The 14,182-nt window shown below is 46.3% G+C and carries 11 protein-coding genes and 5 tRNA genes; 9 read left to right on the top strand and 7 right to left on the bottom strand.

Translation table 11 applies throughout. From position 1 onward, the window contains the following. Positions 1–169: 169 nt before the first annotated feature. The 5 genes from BLQ79_RS07815 to BLQ79_RS07795 form a co-directional block, all read right to left on the bottom strand. Positions 170–258: transfer RNA gene (locus BLQ79_RS07815), tRNA-Leu, on the bottom strand. Positions 259–273: 15 nt separating this feature from the next. Then, positions 274–348, bottom strand: a tRNA-Cys gene (locus tag BLQ79_RS07810). 37 nt (positions 349–385) lie between these two features. Then, positions 386–459 (bottom strand) — tRNA-Cys (locus BLQ79_RS07805). A 5-nt stretch (positions 460–464) separates the two neighbouring features. After that, a tRNA-Gly gene (locus BLQ79_RS07800) sits at positions 465–539 on the bottom strand. 3 nt (positions 540–542) lie between these two features. Beyond that, a tRNA-Asp gene (locus BLQ79_RS07795) sits at positions 543–619 on the bottom strand. 344 nt (positions 620–963) lie between these two features. Here BLQ79_RS07795 and BLQ79_RS07790 point away from each other — a divergent pair. The 9 genes from BLQ79_RS07790 (at position 964) to BLQ79_RS07750 (ending at position 12,439) form a co-directional block, all read left to right on the top strand. Next, entirely contained in the window at positions 964–1,809 is an 846-nt protein-coding gene (locus BLQ79_RS07790; RefSeq protein ID WP_234944969.1) for a C40 family peptidase, read from the top strand. A gap of 92 nt (positions 1,810–1,901) precedes the next feature. After that, entirely contained in the window at positions 1,902–2,681 is a 780-nt protein-coding gene (locus tag BLQ79_RS07785) for a nitrilase-related carbon-nitrogen hydrolase (RefSeq protein ID WP_091365514.1), read from the top strand. A 244-nt stretch (positions 2,682–2,925) separates the two neighbouring features. After that, a complete protein-coding gene (gene alaS / locus BLQ79_RS07780) occupies positions 2,926–5,532 on the top strand; it encodes an alanine--tRNA ligase (protein ID WP_091365515.1) in 2,607 nt (868 codons plus the stop codon). A gap of 12 nt (positions 5,533–5,544) precedes the next feature. After that, a complete protein-coding gene (locus tag BLQ79_RS07775) occupies positions 5,545–5,811 on the top strand; it encodes an IreB family regulatory phosphoprotein (protein WP_091365512.1) in 267 nt (88 codons plus the stop codon). Positions 5,812–5,813: 2 nt separating this feature from the next. Next, entirely contained in the window at positions 5,814–6,245 is a 432-nt protein-coding gene (gene ruvX, locus BLQ79_RS07770; protein ID WP_091365511.1) for a Holliday junction resolvase RuvX, read from the top strand. Position 6,246: 1 nt separating this feature from the next. Further along, positions 6,247–6,513 carry a DUF1292 domain-containing protein gene (locus BLQ79_RS07765; RefSeq protein ID WP_091365509.1) on the top strand — a complete coding sequence of 89 codons (267 nt, stop codon included), beginning with the start codon at positions 6,247–6,249 and terminating at the stop codon, positions 6,511–6,513. A 195-nt stretch (positions 6,514–6,708) separates the two neighbouring features. Then, positions 6,709–7,986, top strand: coding sequence for a metallophosphoesterase family protein (locus BLQ79_RS07760; protein ID WP_091365508.1), 1,278 nt, complete (start codon positions 6,709–6,711; stop codon positions 7,984–7,986). Then, positions 7,973–10,999 carry an AAA family ATPase gene (locus BLQ79_RS07755; protein WP_091365506.1) on the top strand — a complete coding sequence of 1,009 codons (3,027 nt, stop codon included), beginning with the start codon at positions 7,973–7,975 and terminating at the stop codon, positions 10,997–10,999. The genes BLQ79_RS07760 and BLQ79_RS07755 overlap by 14 nt, the downstream gene beginning before the upstream one ends. Before the next feature lie 132 nt (positions 11,000–11,131). Beyond that, complete coding sequence (locus tag BLQ79_RS07750) at positions 11,132–12,439, top strand: C1 family peptidase (RefSeq protein WP_091365504.1); 1,308 nt, start codon at positions 11,132–11,134, stop codon at positions 12,437–12,439. 57 nt (positions 12,440–12,496) lie between these two features. Here the strand turns inward: BLQ79_RS07750 and BLQ79_RS07745 are convergent, their stop codons facing one another. Continuing rightward, the gene (locus BLQ79_RS07745; RefSeq protein ID WP_234944968.1) at positions 12,497–13,660 is read right to left on the bottom strand and encodes an acyltransferase; all 1,164 of its coding nucleotides are present in this window, start codon (positions 13,658–13,660) and stop codon (positions 12,497–12,499) included. 180 nt (positions 13,661–13,840) lie between these two features. Beyond that, positions 13,841–14,182, bottom strand: a 342-nt coding sequence (locus BLQ79_RS07740) for an integrase core domain-containing protein (RefSeq protein WP_143270126.1), incomplete at its 5' end; no start/stop codon positions are given.

The following is a 14,182-nucleotide window of genomic DNA, read 5'->3' as shown; positions in this document are numbered from 1 at the left end:
TCCACCCTCAAAAATCATCTCAGAAAAAATAAATGCCAATGAAGCTCGATAAACACTAGCTCCATTGGCATTAAAAAACACACAAAATGTCCTATAACCCTGATTTTACCCGGGAAGGAAAAAGAAACAAAATAAAAAAGGAAGACCTTTACAGTCTTCCTTTTTTGGCTGGTGCCGAGGACCGGAATCGAACCGGTACGATTCTCACGAATCGAGGGATTTTAAGTCCCTTGCGTCTGCCAGTTCCGCCACCCCGGCATGAGAATATAAAAATGGAGGCGGCACCCAGATTCGAACTAGAGGATCAAGGTCTTGCGGACCTTCGCCTTACCGCTTGGCTATGCCGCCACAATTAGTGGAAAATAATTAAGTTAAAAAATAAAAATGGAGGCGGCACCCAGAATCGAACTGGGGATAAAGGTTTTGCAGACCTCTGCCTTACCGCTTGGCTATGCCGCCATAATTGGAGCGGAAAACGGGGCTCGAACCCGCGACCCCGACCTTGGCAAGGTCGTGCTCTACCACTGAGCTACTTCCGCATATGGCGACCCGGATCAGATTTGAACTGACGATCTTCGCCGTGACAGGGCGACATGTTAGACCACTACACCACCGGGCCGCAACTTACTTGATTAGTATATCCGCGAATTACTTTTTTGTCAAGGAATTTTAAGCGAAGTCCCCTGTTTTCTGCCATAGGTTTTACTTATATATCGACTTTTGTACGATGGAATGTGGGGTTTCGCTCTTTATAGATGCGGTGAAAATTGGAATGAAGGTATGATTTATGATAAAATATAAAGAGTTGTAAACTTGAAGGATAGTAATTGTACTGATATGGCGGTTTGGGCTGTATCATTTTTTTTCTCCTGATGGGGGAGAAAAACGTAAGGAATATATCCTTAATGCAGATAGAATATTTCTGATTGATATCAATATATTAGTATAAGGCAGGGAATCTTAATGGGTAAAACTAAGGTATTGCTGGTTGCTGCTTTGTTGTCACTGGCTTTTTCCGGGTTGGCCGGAGCGGATTATATGATTGGAGATAAGGGCAGTGAAGTAAGTATGCTTCAACGCCGTCTGACACAGGCCGGATTTAAAGTGGATGATGATGGAGTCTATGGTCAGTCTACCGCTAATGCGGTCAGAATGTTTCAGAGAAAACGGCATCTGGATCAGGATGGCGTGGTAGGCTCGCTTACCTACAGGGAACTGACCGGACGTACTATGCCTAAGATTAAGTCGGGAATTGCAGCGGAGAATGATAACGGTAATACAGGCAGGGGAATCACGCAGAAGAATTCCGGTAGCCCGAAGGTACTCAAAGCCAGTGGTTCCAATAGTAATAATGGAAAAAAACAGAAGAAGACTGCGAAGAAGTCAGATTCAGGAAAACTAAAATGGGATGACTCTACGTCCCAGAAGAAGACTCCTTCCGCAAAAGAACAGAAGATTATGGCGGAAGCCAGAAAATACCTGGGAGTTCCTTATCGGTTTGGTGGAACAGATACCAGTGGGTTTGACTGTTCAGGGTTCATCCGCTATATTTTTGGACGTCATGGAATTGATCTGCCGCACTCTTCTGACGCACAGTATTCCTCTTATGGACGATTTGTCTCGATTGATTCACTGGAACCAGGGGATCTGGTTTTCTTTACTACCTATAATGAAGGCGTATCGCATTCAGGAATTTATGTGGGTAACGGAAATTTCATCAGCGCGACAACCAGTAATGGTATTGCCTTAGCTAATATGAAGAGCGGCTACTGGTTTGATCATTACGTAGGGGCCAAGCGGGTATTATAACTGCAGGTAAAAATCCGGACACAGATGCTGTTCGGATTTTTTGTATATAAGTCATTGTGCAGTACGGATACTTATAATTTCAGGAGGCGGTTATGAAAATCGGAATGATACAGATGGATGCGGCGGCTGGCCATATGGAGCATAATATAGCGCATGGATTTGAACTTATGGAAGAGGCGGCGGAGCATTCTGATCTGGTCGTCATGCCCGAGCTGTGGACCATCGGGTATAATTTCCATGACCTGGACAAGAAAGCAATACAGGAAAAAGATTCCCTGCTGCAGAAGCTCAGAAATCTGGCGCGGACATTTGGCATCACATTGATACCAGGCACACTTCCAGTGATGAAAAGAGGGAAAATTTATAATACAGCTTATGTTATAGGTCCGGATGGAGAAATCCAGGGGAGCTACAGCAAACGGCATCTGTTTCATGAATACCTGGAATCTAAATTGATGGAACCAGGGCGGGGTATGCTGTGTACCCATATTCAGGGAGTGAAATGCGGACTGGCCATCTGTTTTGAACTGTATTTTCCAAAGATGTTCAGAAAAATGTCACAGAAGGGGACAACACTGGTCATCGTTCCTGCCCAGTGGCCGGAAAATCATATGGCGCACTGGAATGTTCTGGCCAGAGCCCGGGCCATTGAAAATGGCATGTATATATGTGCGGTCAATATGGCAGGAAGCTACCATAATACATCCGCAGGTGGGCATTCTCTGTTTGTGGATCCGGAAGGGTTCAGCTCATTTGAAGGGGATGGGAAAGAACATATTTATTACGGGGTCTATGACGATAATAAATATGAAAACCTTGCGCGTACCCGAAGTGTTATCCAGCTGGAAAAACCGGACTGGGCTATCCGGTAAAAGGCAAAGACTGTATTGTGGAAACCGGTGGATAATGAACGGTGGAGTTTTCTTGCATGACAGGCCTAAGTTAGTTATAATTTAAAGGTAATAAAAGCAATAGATTTGGATACAGATTGAGCCGCGCAGGCGGATTTTATGTTCATCCGGTGATCATTCCTGAATAGATAACGTAAAATTTTCTGTTATTCCAAATCCATTTTGTGTTTCTCAATATATTCAGGGAGGCTTTTTATTTATGTTTATGAAGGGTAATGATATTAGAGAGGCATATCTGTCTTTTTTTGAAAACAAAGGACATTTACGCCTGGACAGTTTTTCGCTGATTCCTAAGGATGATCCCAGTCTTCTCCTAATCGGCGCAGGTATGGCTCCGTTGAAGCCGTATTTTACCGGGAAGGTAGAACCGCCGTGCCATCGTATTACCACAAGTCAGAAATGTATCCGTACCGGCGATATTGAAAATGTAGGTCGTACAGCGCGTCACCATACCTTCTTTGAAATGCTGGGTAACTTCTCCTTTGGGGATTACTTTAAGAAAGAAGCCATTACCTGGGCATGGGAATTCCTTACAGAAGTTGTCAAACTGGATAAGGAAAGGCTGTATGTCACCATCTATCCGGATGACCAGGAAGCCCATGACTACTGGCATAAGATGATAGGCCTTCCGGAAAACCACATTTATCCGTTGGCAGATAATTTCTGGGCAATCGGACAGGGTCCATGCGGACCGGATTCTGAAATTTTCTATGATCAGGGCGAAGAATTCGGAACGGATCCGGCCAACCAGATGGGAGGAGACGGCGACCGTTTCCTGGAAATCTGGAACCTGGTATTCTCTCAGTTTGATCAGCAGAAAGATGGCTCATTCATCCCGCTGGCTAAAAAGAATATTGATACCGGCGCCGGACTGGAAAGAATGGCAGCAGTTCTGCAGGGAAAGAAGAATAACTTTGAAACGGATCTGTTCTTCCCGATTATGGAAGAAGCGTCCCGTCTGTCCCATATTAATTATGGAACCAGCGCGTCCGGAGATGTGGCATTAAAGGTTATTGCCGATCATTCCCGTGCCATTACCAATATGATTTCCGATGGTATCCTTCCATCTAATGAAGGAAGAGGCTATGTACTTCGCCGTGTTCTCCGCAGAGCGGTTCGCTTCGGCAAGCTGCTGGGAATTCAGGATCCATTCCTGGGACAGATGATTGATACTGTTGTGGAAATGATGAAACCGGCTTATCCGGAACTGATTGAAAAGCAGGCTTTCATTAAGAAGATTGCCGGCGTAGAAGAAGCTCGTTTCCAGTCTACATTGAATGCTGGTACCGATCTGCTTTCTGAACTCATGGAAGACGCTAAGAAGAAGCATCAGACCATGCTGGCAGGTTCTTCTGTATTCAAGCTGTATGATACCTATGGATTCCCATGGGAATTAACAGAAGAAATCGCGCAGGAACAGGGGCTCACCATCGACAAGGAAGGCTTTGCGGCTTCTATGGAAGAACAGAGGGAACGTGCGCGTAATGCCCGTGCGAAAGTGGCTATGAAGGTAGCTACTCCGGATACAACCAAACTGAATGCATCCGAACTGACCGTAGAAGATAAGGATGGAGAAACAGAAATTGTCCTGCTGGGCAAGGATGGAAAGGAAATTGCTTCGGCGGCTGACGGCGAAGAAGTAACCGTTATCCTGAGAAATAATCCGTTCCATGCGGAAGGTGGCGGACAGGTTGGTGATACAGGCCGACTGATTGGACAGTCCGGTGTCATTACTGTAGAAAATTGCCGCAAGCTTCCGGATGGCATCGCTTACCTTGTTGGCAATGTCTCTGAAGGTGTAGTAGAAGCGGGCAGCACAGTCCGTGCAGAAGTGGACAGAGAAAGAAGACATGCTCTGGCACGCAACCACACAGGAACCCATCTCCTTCAGGCAGCTTTGAAGCGTGTTCTCGGAAATACAGTAAATCAGGCGGGTTCTCTGGTGCTCCCGGATAGACTCCGTTTTGACTTTACCTGGCCAGAAGCCATTTCCTCCAGACAGCTGGAAGAAGTTGAACGCCTGGTAAATAACGAAATACTTACAGGAACAGAAGTAACATTCCGGAATATGCCGCTTGATGAAGCAAAGAAGTTGGGAGCTATGGCTCTGTTCGGCGAAAAATATGGCAAGATTGTCCGTGTAGTCTCCGTAGGGGATTTCAGTATGGAACTCTGCGGTGGCAGCCATGTTTCCAATGTAGGTGAAATCGGTTCTTTCCGTATTATCAGCGAAGGCGGTATCGGTTCAGGGGTAAGACGTATTGAAGCGATTACCGGTAAGGCGGCTTATGAAGCGGCTCTGGCAGACCGCAAGCTGCTCGCACATACTGCGGAACTGCTGAAAGGTAAGGAAGAAGATATTCCAGCCCGCATTGAAAAACTGGAAGCAGCATTAAAGGAAGCTAAGAAGGAAGTACAGAAGCTCAAGAGCGAACAGGCCAGAGATTCGATGGGAAATATTCTGTCCAAGGCACAGGAAAAAAATGGGGTACCGTTCCTGGCAGCCGTTGTGGCAGCTGATAATATGAATGAATTGCGTAAGATTGCGGATATGGTGAAGGACAAGTTGCCTGGCGGCGCATTCATCCTTGGCTGCGCAAGCGGAGATAAGGTAAACCTGGTAGGCATGGCTGCTGATGAAGCAGTACAGCATGGGGTTCACATGGGTAAGGTGGTTTCCCGTGCAGCTAAGGTTTGCAATGGCGGTGGCGGCGGTAAGCCTGGCAAGGCACAGGCTGGCGGCAAGGATATAACCAAGCTGGAAGCCGCTATTACGGAAGGTACAAAGGCTATTGCCGAAATGATCGGCTAAGGAGGTATAAATATGTCCGTTACGGATAAGACTATACTGTTTGGTAAGAATGAAGATGATGTAGAAAACAGACACGCAGCCATGGTGCTGGAAGAAGTGTTTGCTGCATTAAAGGAAGCCGGCCACAATCCGGTTATTCAGCTGGTTGGTTATCTGGTATCCGGCGAACCGACCTATATCACCAGTCTTCACGATGCACGGAAAATAATTTCCGGCATTGAAAGAGATGAACTGGTAGAAGAAATTGTACGTTTTTACGTTAAGCACAGAAAGCTCTGATTATGAGAATTATGTCACTGGATGTAGGGTCTCAGACTATAGGGGTGGCGGTAAGCGATCCTTTTGGATGGACGGCCCAGGGTGTTGAAACCATTCGTCATACCACAAGGGAAAAGGACTTTGCCCGCCTTCGCGAACTGACCAGCAGATATTCTGTAGAGGAATTTGTCCTGGGGATGCCATATAACATGAACGGGACGAAAGGGGTTCGTGCAGAGCGTACAGAGGAATTTGCCAGAGAACTGGCAGAAGCCTTTCCGGATATTCCTTATCATTTCTGGGATGAACGGCTGACTACAGTTATGGCTCAGAGAGAGTTGATTGCTGCGGATGTGAGCCGGAAAAAACGGAAAAAGGTTATTGACAAGATGGCTGCGGTGGTTATCCTTCAGGGATATCTGGACCACCTGAGCATGCAGAAAAAAGGAGACTGACATGGCGGAAGAAAAAATGGAAGCGGTTCCGGTTATCATTACCGGTCCGGATGGACAGGAACGCGAATATGTAGAGGAAAAGGTTATTCCTTTTGCCGGTGAAAAATTTGCGGTTCTTGTCGCACTGCCCGATTATGCGGATCAGGTGGAAGATGGACTGGATATCATCCTTACCAAGATGGTAACTAATGAGAACGGGGAAGTTGAATATATTCCCCCCACGGATAAGGAATTTGAAGCAGTAGCTGAAATTTACGAAAAGATGTAAAAGGCAGAGAGACTGCGGATACTGAAAGGACTTCCGGTATAGCCGGGAGTCCTTTTTTACCGGCTGCCTGTCTTTGGAGCCTGATTCTTAGGATAGCCTTTCTGTGGAGTCAGGGAAAGTCCGGAAGGAATTTCTTCTATTTTCTCCTGAGGAATATGGTAAAATAATAGTGATTGATTTTTTTAGGGAGGATCTATGGGTAAGCATTTTTCTTTTATTCATTGTGCTGATCTTCATCTGGGGGAACCGTTTGATGGGTTACACAGTGGTAATGTAGGCCCGTGGACGGAGGCAATAGGAAAGGCAACGTTTAAAGCCTTTGAAACCGTGGTTAATATTGCGGCAGAAAAAAGGGCTAATGCAATTCTCATCTCCGGAGACGTATATAACAGTGATCATCACAGCCTGGCAGCACAGATGGCCTTTGCCAGAGAACTGTTCCGTGCCGCGCAGGCGGGAATCCAGGTTTTTATCATTCATGGGAACCACGATCCGCAGGAAGCCTGGCAGGCAGACATTCCCCTGCCGGATACCGTGCATATTTTCCCTGGAAATGAAGTAACAGCCATTCCGCTTATGATTGACGGGGAAAAGGTAGCCACTGTTTATGGCGCCAGCTATAAGACCATGCATAATAAGGAAAACATGGCCCGCCTTTTCCATAAAAAGGAAGGCGATGAATTTGCCATCGGCATGCTCCATACGGAAGTTGGAAATCCGGACAGCCCCTATATGCCGTGTACAGTAGACGATCTGAAGGCTTCAGGGATGGACTACTGGGCGCTGGGACATGAACATACCCGCCGGATAATCAGTGAAAAGCCATACATCGTATATCCTGGAAATGCACAGGGCCTGTCATGTAAGGAACAGGGACCGAGAGGATGTTATTTTGTGGATGTAGGCGCCTTTGGCACGGTCACCACACAGTTTTATCCTACTGACGCTATCCGCTGGCTGGATATGACGCTCGATATATCTTCCATTAAAAATCAGGAAGAACTGATTCGTGAAGTCATTAAGGAACGGGCTACCTTCAGAGCGCTTACAGAACGTCCGGACATTGTACGTCTGATTTTAACCGGACGCGGCCCCATGCATAAGGCTATCGCCTCAGAGGAAGGCAAAGAATTTATTTTACAGGCAGTTAACGAAAAAGAGCAGTTCCGCTTTATATTTGCGTATTTCAGCAAAATCATAGACAGAACAAAGCCGGTCCTTGATCTGGAAGAAAGAAGGAAACTTCCTGATGTAATGGGAGAATATCTGCATTCTTATGACGCCATAGCATCCATGAAGGAAGCGGACAGAAACCGGATTCTGAAAGAGATTCTGATGGACTCTCCGGAATTTAAGCGGATACCGGAACTGAATGATTTTGTGTCAAAAGAAATGATTAGCGAAGCATTCGAACAGGCAGAAATCGAAGGGGCAGAACAGATTTCTTTGGAGGATACGAATGAAGATTACTGATTTACAGTTGGAGGATTACGGAATCTACAAGAATGAATCCGTACAACCGTCGCAGGACCAGCTGATTGTAGTTATGGGTGAAAATGAAAGTGGGAAGACCACGCTGTTAAATTTCATTCGTGACATGCTGTTTGGCTTTAAACGGGGAAACTGGAAAGGCCGGAAGGGCAACATGGCGTTTGTCCGGTCTAACGGGGAAAAATACAGGGTGTTCCGGGATGGCAAAGACAGCTATTTTACAGACAGCAAAAATGAAAAGTCTTCTGAGGAACTTCCGCAGGTATGGTGGCATGGGCTGACCCGTTCCATGTATGAACATATTTTTGCGGTGGGACTGGAAGACCTTCAGGGGACAACGCTGCTTTCCGATGAAACAGTAAAAAGCCGCTTTTTCATGCTGCAAGGGGGAGACAGCTTAAGCGATGTGAAGAAACAGATGCAGAGTAGAATGAACGATCTGCTGTCTGCCTCTTCACAGAGCAAACGGAAGATTAACGGCCTTCTGCAGAAAAAACAGCAACTGGATGATGAAATAGAGAAACTGTCAGCACAGGAAACCCGTTTTGCTTCGCTGCAGAAAAGGCAGACAGAGGTCAACAGGGAATTAACTGAACTGCAGGCATCGCTGGCGAAGCAGCAGGAAGAATACCGCGTACTTGGAAAACGCCTTGGCGCATGGGAATATTACAAAAAAGCCAGGGAAATCAAGCGTGGACTTGATTTGTCCCGACAGGTAAAGGTTTTTCCTGCCAATGGCAAGGAACAGTGGAATAAACTGATGGGGCGCATGAAGGCCATTCATGACCAGAAAGAGGGTCTTCAGGAAAAGATTGATGCCTATACTCCGAAAACCAAGGAACAGATTATTCCTTGGGTGGGTCTGGAAGGAGAACTGGAACAGCTCTATGTGGATCTGGGCCAGTGGAAGCAGACACTGTTTGATAAAGAGGATTTACAGAACCAGAAAAAGGCATGGAGAAATGAATACAGCCGGCTCGGTTATACACTGCCTCTGTGGGACAGTGCGCTTAATCCGGATGAGGAATGCAAGAGCGTCAACTGGAGTGATGCCAGCCTGCTTGCCAAGGGAGTCAGCGTCAGAACCAATGAACTCCATTTCTGGGAACAGAGGGAACCTCGGGTAGAAGAACTTCCGGAAGCGGTTCAGGGCAAGTCAGTCATTGCTGATGAAAAAGAATGGACGGCATTTGAAAATAATGCCACACGGCTGGAAGAAATCATTCATGAAGAGGCGGATATCCGTAAAATGATGGAAGCCAGCGGTAAGTCCAGAGAATCATCCTATACGTTCTGGTTCTGGATAGGACTGGGATGTCTGGTAGTCGCTGCGGCCAGCATTGGCGCGTTCTTTGCGGCTCTGTCCGGTACAATTGCCCTTTATACAGCCGCTGGATGTCTGGGAGCGGGCGTATTTTTCATTCTGATTAATACGTTTATTTCCAGAGCAAGAAAAAATAAGGCGGGCAAGCTGACCAGGACGATGGAAGAACTGGAAGAGGAAAGGAAGAATATTTCCAGAGAACTTCCGGTGCATGCTCCGGTGAATGAAGAAGAACTGCAGACATTCCATAATGTGCTGCAGGAGAAACGTTCTGAATTCTATAAGGCGCAGGCGGCTCTTCAGGCATTGTCCTGGAAGAAGGAGACTATCAGACAGCAGCTGGAAAGTCATAAAAAATGGGAAACGGAAGGGGCCGAACTTAAGAAAGCCAGAGATCAGGCCATTAAGGAATGGAATCAGTGGCTCAGCAACAATCATCTGCCGGCCGTAGGTGCTGATAAGCTCAGTCAGCTGCAGGAGCAGTGGCAGAAGATATATGCAGCACAGGGTAAAGGAAAGATTATTGATGTGCTGATTGAGAAAAACAATGCAAAACTCAATGAATTTAATCTTCGGGCAGAACGTATCATTGCGGCCACCGGTGCCAGACTCAGCATTTCACCATCCAGCATTGCCACCATTTACGAAGAAAACAGGAACCGTAATCTGGAATGGCAGGCTATCGCAGAAAAGAACAGGCAGCATGCTGCTTTTCTGGAAGAAAAGAAGAAACTGGAGGACAGCTGGGCTGCCTGTGAACATGAGATGAAGACTCTGATGGACTTCGTTCATGCGGCGACACCTACTGAATTTGCGGAAAGGGTAACTGCTCATGAGCAGCATGATCAGCTTCTCAAGGACTGGGCCAATATCAAACAGGATCTTCGTTTTTACGCAGGAAGTGAAGAAGAATATAAGCGACTGTGGTCTTCTCTTCAGACTGGCGAATATGATGAATGGATGGACTCTTATCAGAAACTGGAATCTTCCATTAAGGAAGGAACCGGTAAGCTGGCGGCCCTGCAGAAAGAAGCCGGGGCTCTGGAAAACGAAATACTCAGACTGGCTGAAGATGAGTCCATTACCGGAAAATTACAGGAACGGCAGGAAATTGAGTCCGATATACGGACGGAACTTCAGAACTGGATGACCTGTAAATTTACCGATTACCTTCTCACAGACGCACAGAAGAGATACGAAACAGGCAAACGTCCGGCTGTACTGAAGCAGGCCAATACCTTCCTTGAAAAGATGACGAATGGCAAATACTCCTTATCCGTCAGTGACGATGGCAGGGATGTAGAGCTTATAGATGTAGCACACAACAGAAAAAGCGCAAAACTCTGGTCTTCCGGTACGGGAGATCAGGTATATCTGGCCATCCGGCTGGCTATGGCGCTGGCTTTTGGCAAGCAGGTTGAACCGCTGCCTGTAGTGCTGGATGATATCTTTGTACGATTCGATGAAGAACGGCAGCGGCAGACGCTTCGTTTCCTCATGGAACTGGGGAAGGAACAGCAGATATTCCTTTTCACCTGTCACGCAAGGACAATGCAGATAGCTCATGAAGTCGGTAAAGAACTGAATGCCGGCGAGTTTATTCGTCTCCGGGCAGGAAAGATTCATAAGGAATCAGCATCTGATGCGGTTTCTGCAGAAGTGCATCCGTAAACAGCAGAAAAAAGAGGTTGTGTAAAATGAGAAAATCATTTTTCACAGCCTTTTTCTGTGTCTGCAAGATGAACGGGCGGCTGGGAAAAAATGGTATACTGGAACTATAAAAATACAGGGAGGCACAGAACTATGAAAGATATTACCTTTTCTTTTCTGAATACATGGGCCGAGGTCTATGACCGGGATAATACAGCCAGAACATTGCACTCTGCACTGGCAAAAACCGATATGGCCGATCTTGCCTATATACCTGCCCGGGGGGCGCAGTTAAAAGGGGCTTTTTCTGTTGAAGTTAAAACAAGGGGTGTAACAGCGCAGATGAAATCCGGGCGCTGCTGGCTGTTTGCTGCACTGAATATGTTGCGGGAAGTGGCAGCGGACAGGCTTAAAGTGGATTCTTTTGAACTGTCACAGAATTATCTGTCTTTTTATGACAAGCTGGAAAAAGCCAATAATGTACTGGAAATGGTTATAACCCATGCAGAAGAACCGCTCAATGGGCAATGCATGCGTTATATCCTGACCGGTATGGTGGATGGCGGATACTGGTCTGAAGCGGCAGACCTGATTAGAAAATATGGGGTTGTACCTAAACAGGTTTTTCCGGAAACCTATCAGTCAGAACACACAGCCCGTTTTCTGAGCATCATCAACCGGCTTCTTCGCAAAGACGCATATGAACTGAGGCGCATGATACAACAGGGTAAGGACCCCTATCCGAGAAAAGCGGAGATGATGGCAGAAATCTACAGGGCGCAGTGCATTGCCTTTGGAAAACCACCGGCAACTTTCGATTTTGCGTGGAGGGATAAAGACAATGAATACCACTGTGAAAAAGCACTGACGCCGCTTACTTTCTATGAGAAGTACGTAGCGGTAGATTTATCACAGTATGTTCCGGTTATCAATGAGCCGAGAGATGACCGGAAATTACATGCTCCGGTTGTTTTTCACAGTATTGAAAATATGACGGGAAAGGATATGTATGCACTGAACCTTCCTCAGGAAGAGTTGGAAGATTTATGTATCCGGCAGCTGAAGAGCGGGGAGCCGGTCTGGTTTGCCTGTGATGCCGGGGCGTATGGAGCCAGAAAAGAAGGGGTATGGGATCAGGAGTCCGTGCAGTATGAAAAACTTCTGGGGGACTTTTCCGTAGGCCTTCCCAAGGGAACAGGCTTGGAATATCATGACACGGCGGCTACGCATGCCGTGCTTCTTACCGGGGTCAATCTGGATGTGTCAGGGTATCCGGACCGGTGGAAAATAGAAAACTCCTGGGGTAAAGAGGCAGGGGACAATGGTTATTTTGTCTGCTCAGAGACCTATTTCAGGGAATATGGTTATGAAGCGGTTATTCATAAAAAGCATTTCAGCAAAGAACAGCTGGCCATGCTGACAGAAGAACCGGTACGTATCCGCCCATGGGATGAGGAATAATAAAAAACGCATTCACTTCGAATATAAACGAAGTGAATGCGTTTTTTTCCTGCGGCATTAAATCAAGGTCCTGAAATAAGGCAGTTTATTTACTACATAGGTAATTACAAGCCCAAGGGCAAAGGCGATACATATCCAGATCACCGCGTCAATAAAAGGGGTATGAGGAGAATACTTCAGCAGTACCCGATCAAGGATTGGACGGGTGATATTGCGCGTGATTTCTTCAAAAAGCATAACCCCGAAGGAGAGACTGCCCAGTGTGGTAAGGATTTTACGAGTTCTTTCAGAAACCGTATGGTGGGTAAACCAGTAACGGGCACAGCAGAAAACAAAAGCGGTGTTTAAAAACAGGAAGGAATCATAAAAGCGCTGAGAATTTTCTTCCGTGATTCCACCGGCAATATATCCATGGTACCAGGTCATGGTGGCGGCAATCAGCGTGCCGGCCATGGCGGCCAGGCCCAGGCGGATAAGATTTTTCCGGGTAAGCCAGCTTTCCGGGAGCACATGTTCAATCCAGTATCCGGTTATAAAATAGAAACTTGGCTCACTGACTGCAAGAAGCGGATTCAGGAAATAATTCATTTCCGCGGATCCTTTAAAGATAAGGAAGGAAAAAACGGGGATAAATCCAACAAAGAAAAGATTTAATCCGATAAGATAAAGATAAAGTGTATTGGTCATGCTGCGTGTGAGTGCCCGCCAGATGGGAAGCATAAGCAGGAATGCCAGATAAAGATACAGGAAATAATAGGCGGTCGCCAGGGTGGACGTATAAGTCAGTGTGGCAAAGTTGACCAGATTCAGATTACGATATACGGCTACATAGCTGATAAAGGAAAAGATAACCAGAACCTGGGAAAAACGCCAGATTCGTTTTTTAAAGACCACCGAAATAGGTTCATCCTTGCCCAGCAGCAGAGCCCCGGAAATCATAAAGAATATGGGGACGGAAATCTTGACCCAGAAAGGAACAAGGATATAAAAAGGGAACCAGTGGGAATGCTGCATGGGAATGTACAGAGAAAAACCGGACGTGGCGGAATGGGTGAACATAACCAGCCAGATACAGAGAATTCTCAGAAATTCGATATGCAGCAGCTTTTTCTTTTTACGCGGCGAAGGGGTGACAGCGGCGTGAGGCAGAGCGGAGCTCTGTACGGCGGAGTCACCATGATTCGTATGATTGTCCATGAGAATATATAATCCTTCTTTCATATAATTAAATAACCAGCATAGGGTCTGTTGGATGATATGCTGTTCCGAATCTGCGATAGATAACAGAGGCCTCGGCGCATGCAGCAGGAAAACAGACGGGTTTATACCAGTTGACTATGTCTAAAAGATTATACCACGGACACAGAAAAATAGGGGAGATAAGCAGGAAATGTTGGTTTGTCAAACATATGTTACACCGTACTTGATGAAATCATGGAGTGTATCTTTTGGGGATTTCCATCCAAGTGGCCGCATTGGGAAGCAGTTATAATCTCTATAATTATATCTTTTGAGTTGTCTGCTGAAATCTTCAAAAGAGAAGAAACAATGCGTGGCATAAAAGCGTTCGTTATCCTTGCGATGACTGCGTTCTACTTTCCCATTGTGTCTTGGGGTAAAGGGACGAATCTTTTTGTGCTTGATGCCCAGTTCCTTTAATTTACGCTCAAAAAGAGTAAAATCTTCGTCAAGACTTGCTTTAGTGAATCGTTTAGTGAATTCGGGGCCATTATCTGTCTGCAC

This window comes from Dialister histaminiformans (assembly GCF_900103425.1).
Lineage (GTDB): Bacteria > Bacillota > Negativicutes > Veillonellales > Dialisteraceae > Allisonella > Allisonella histaminiformans.
Note: the sequence above shows the minus strand (reverse complement) of the source record. Positions and strands in the feature narration are given on the sequence as shown.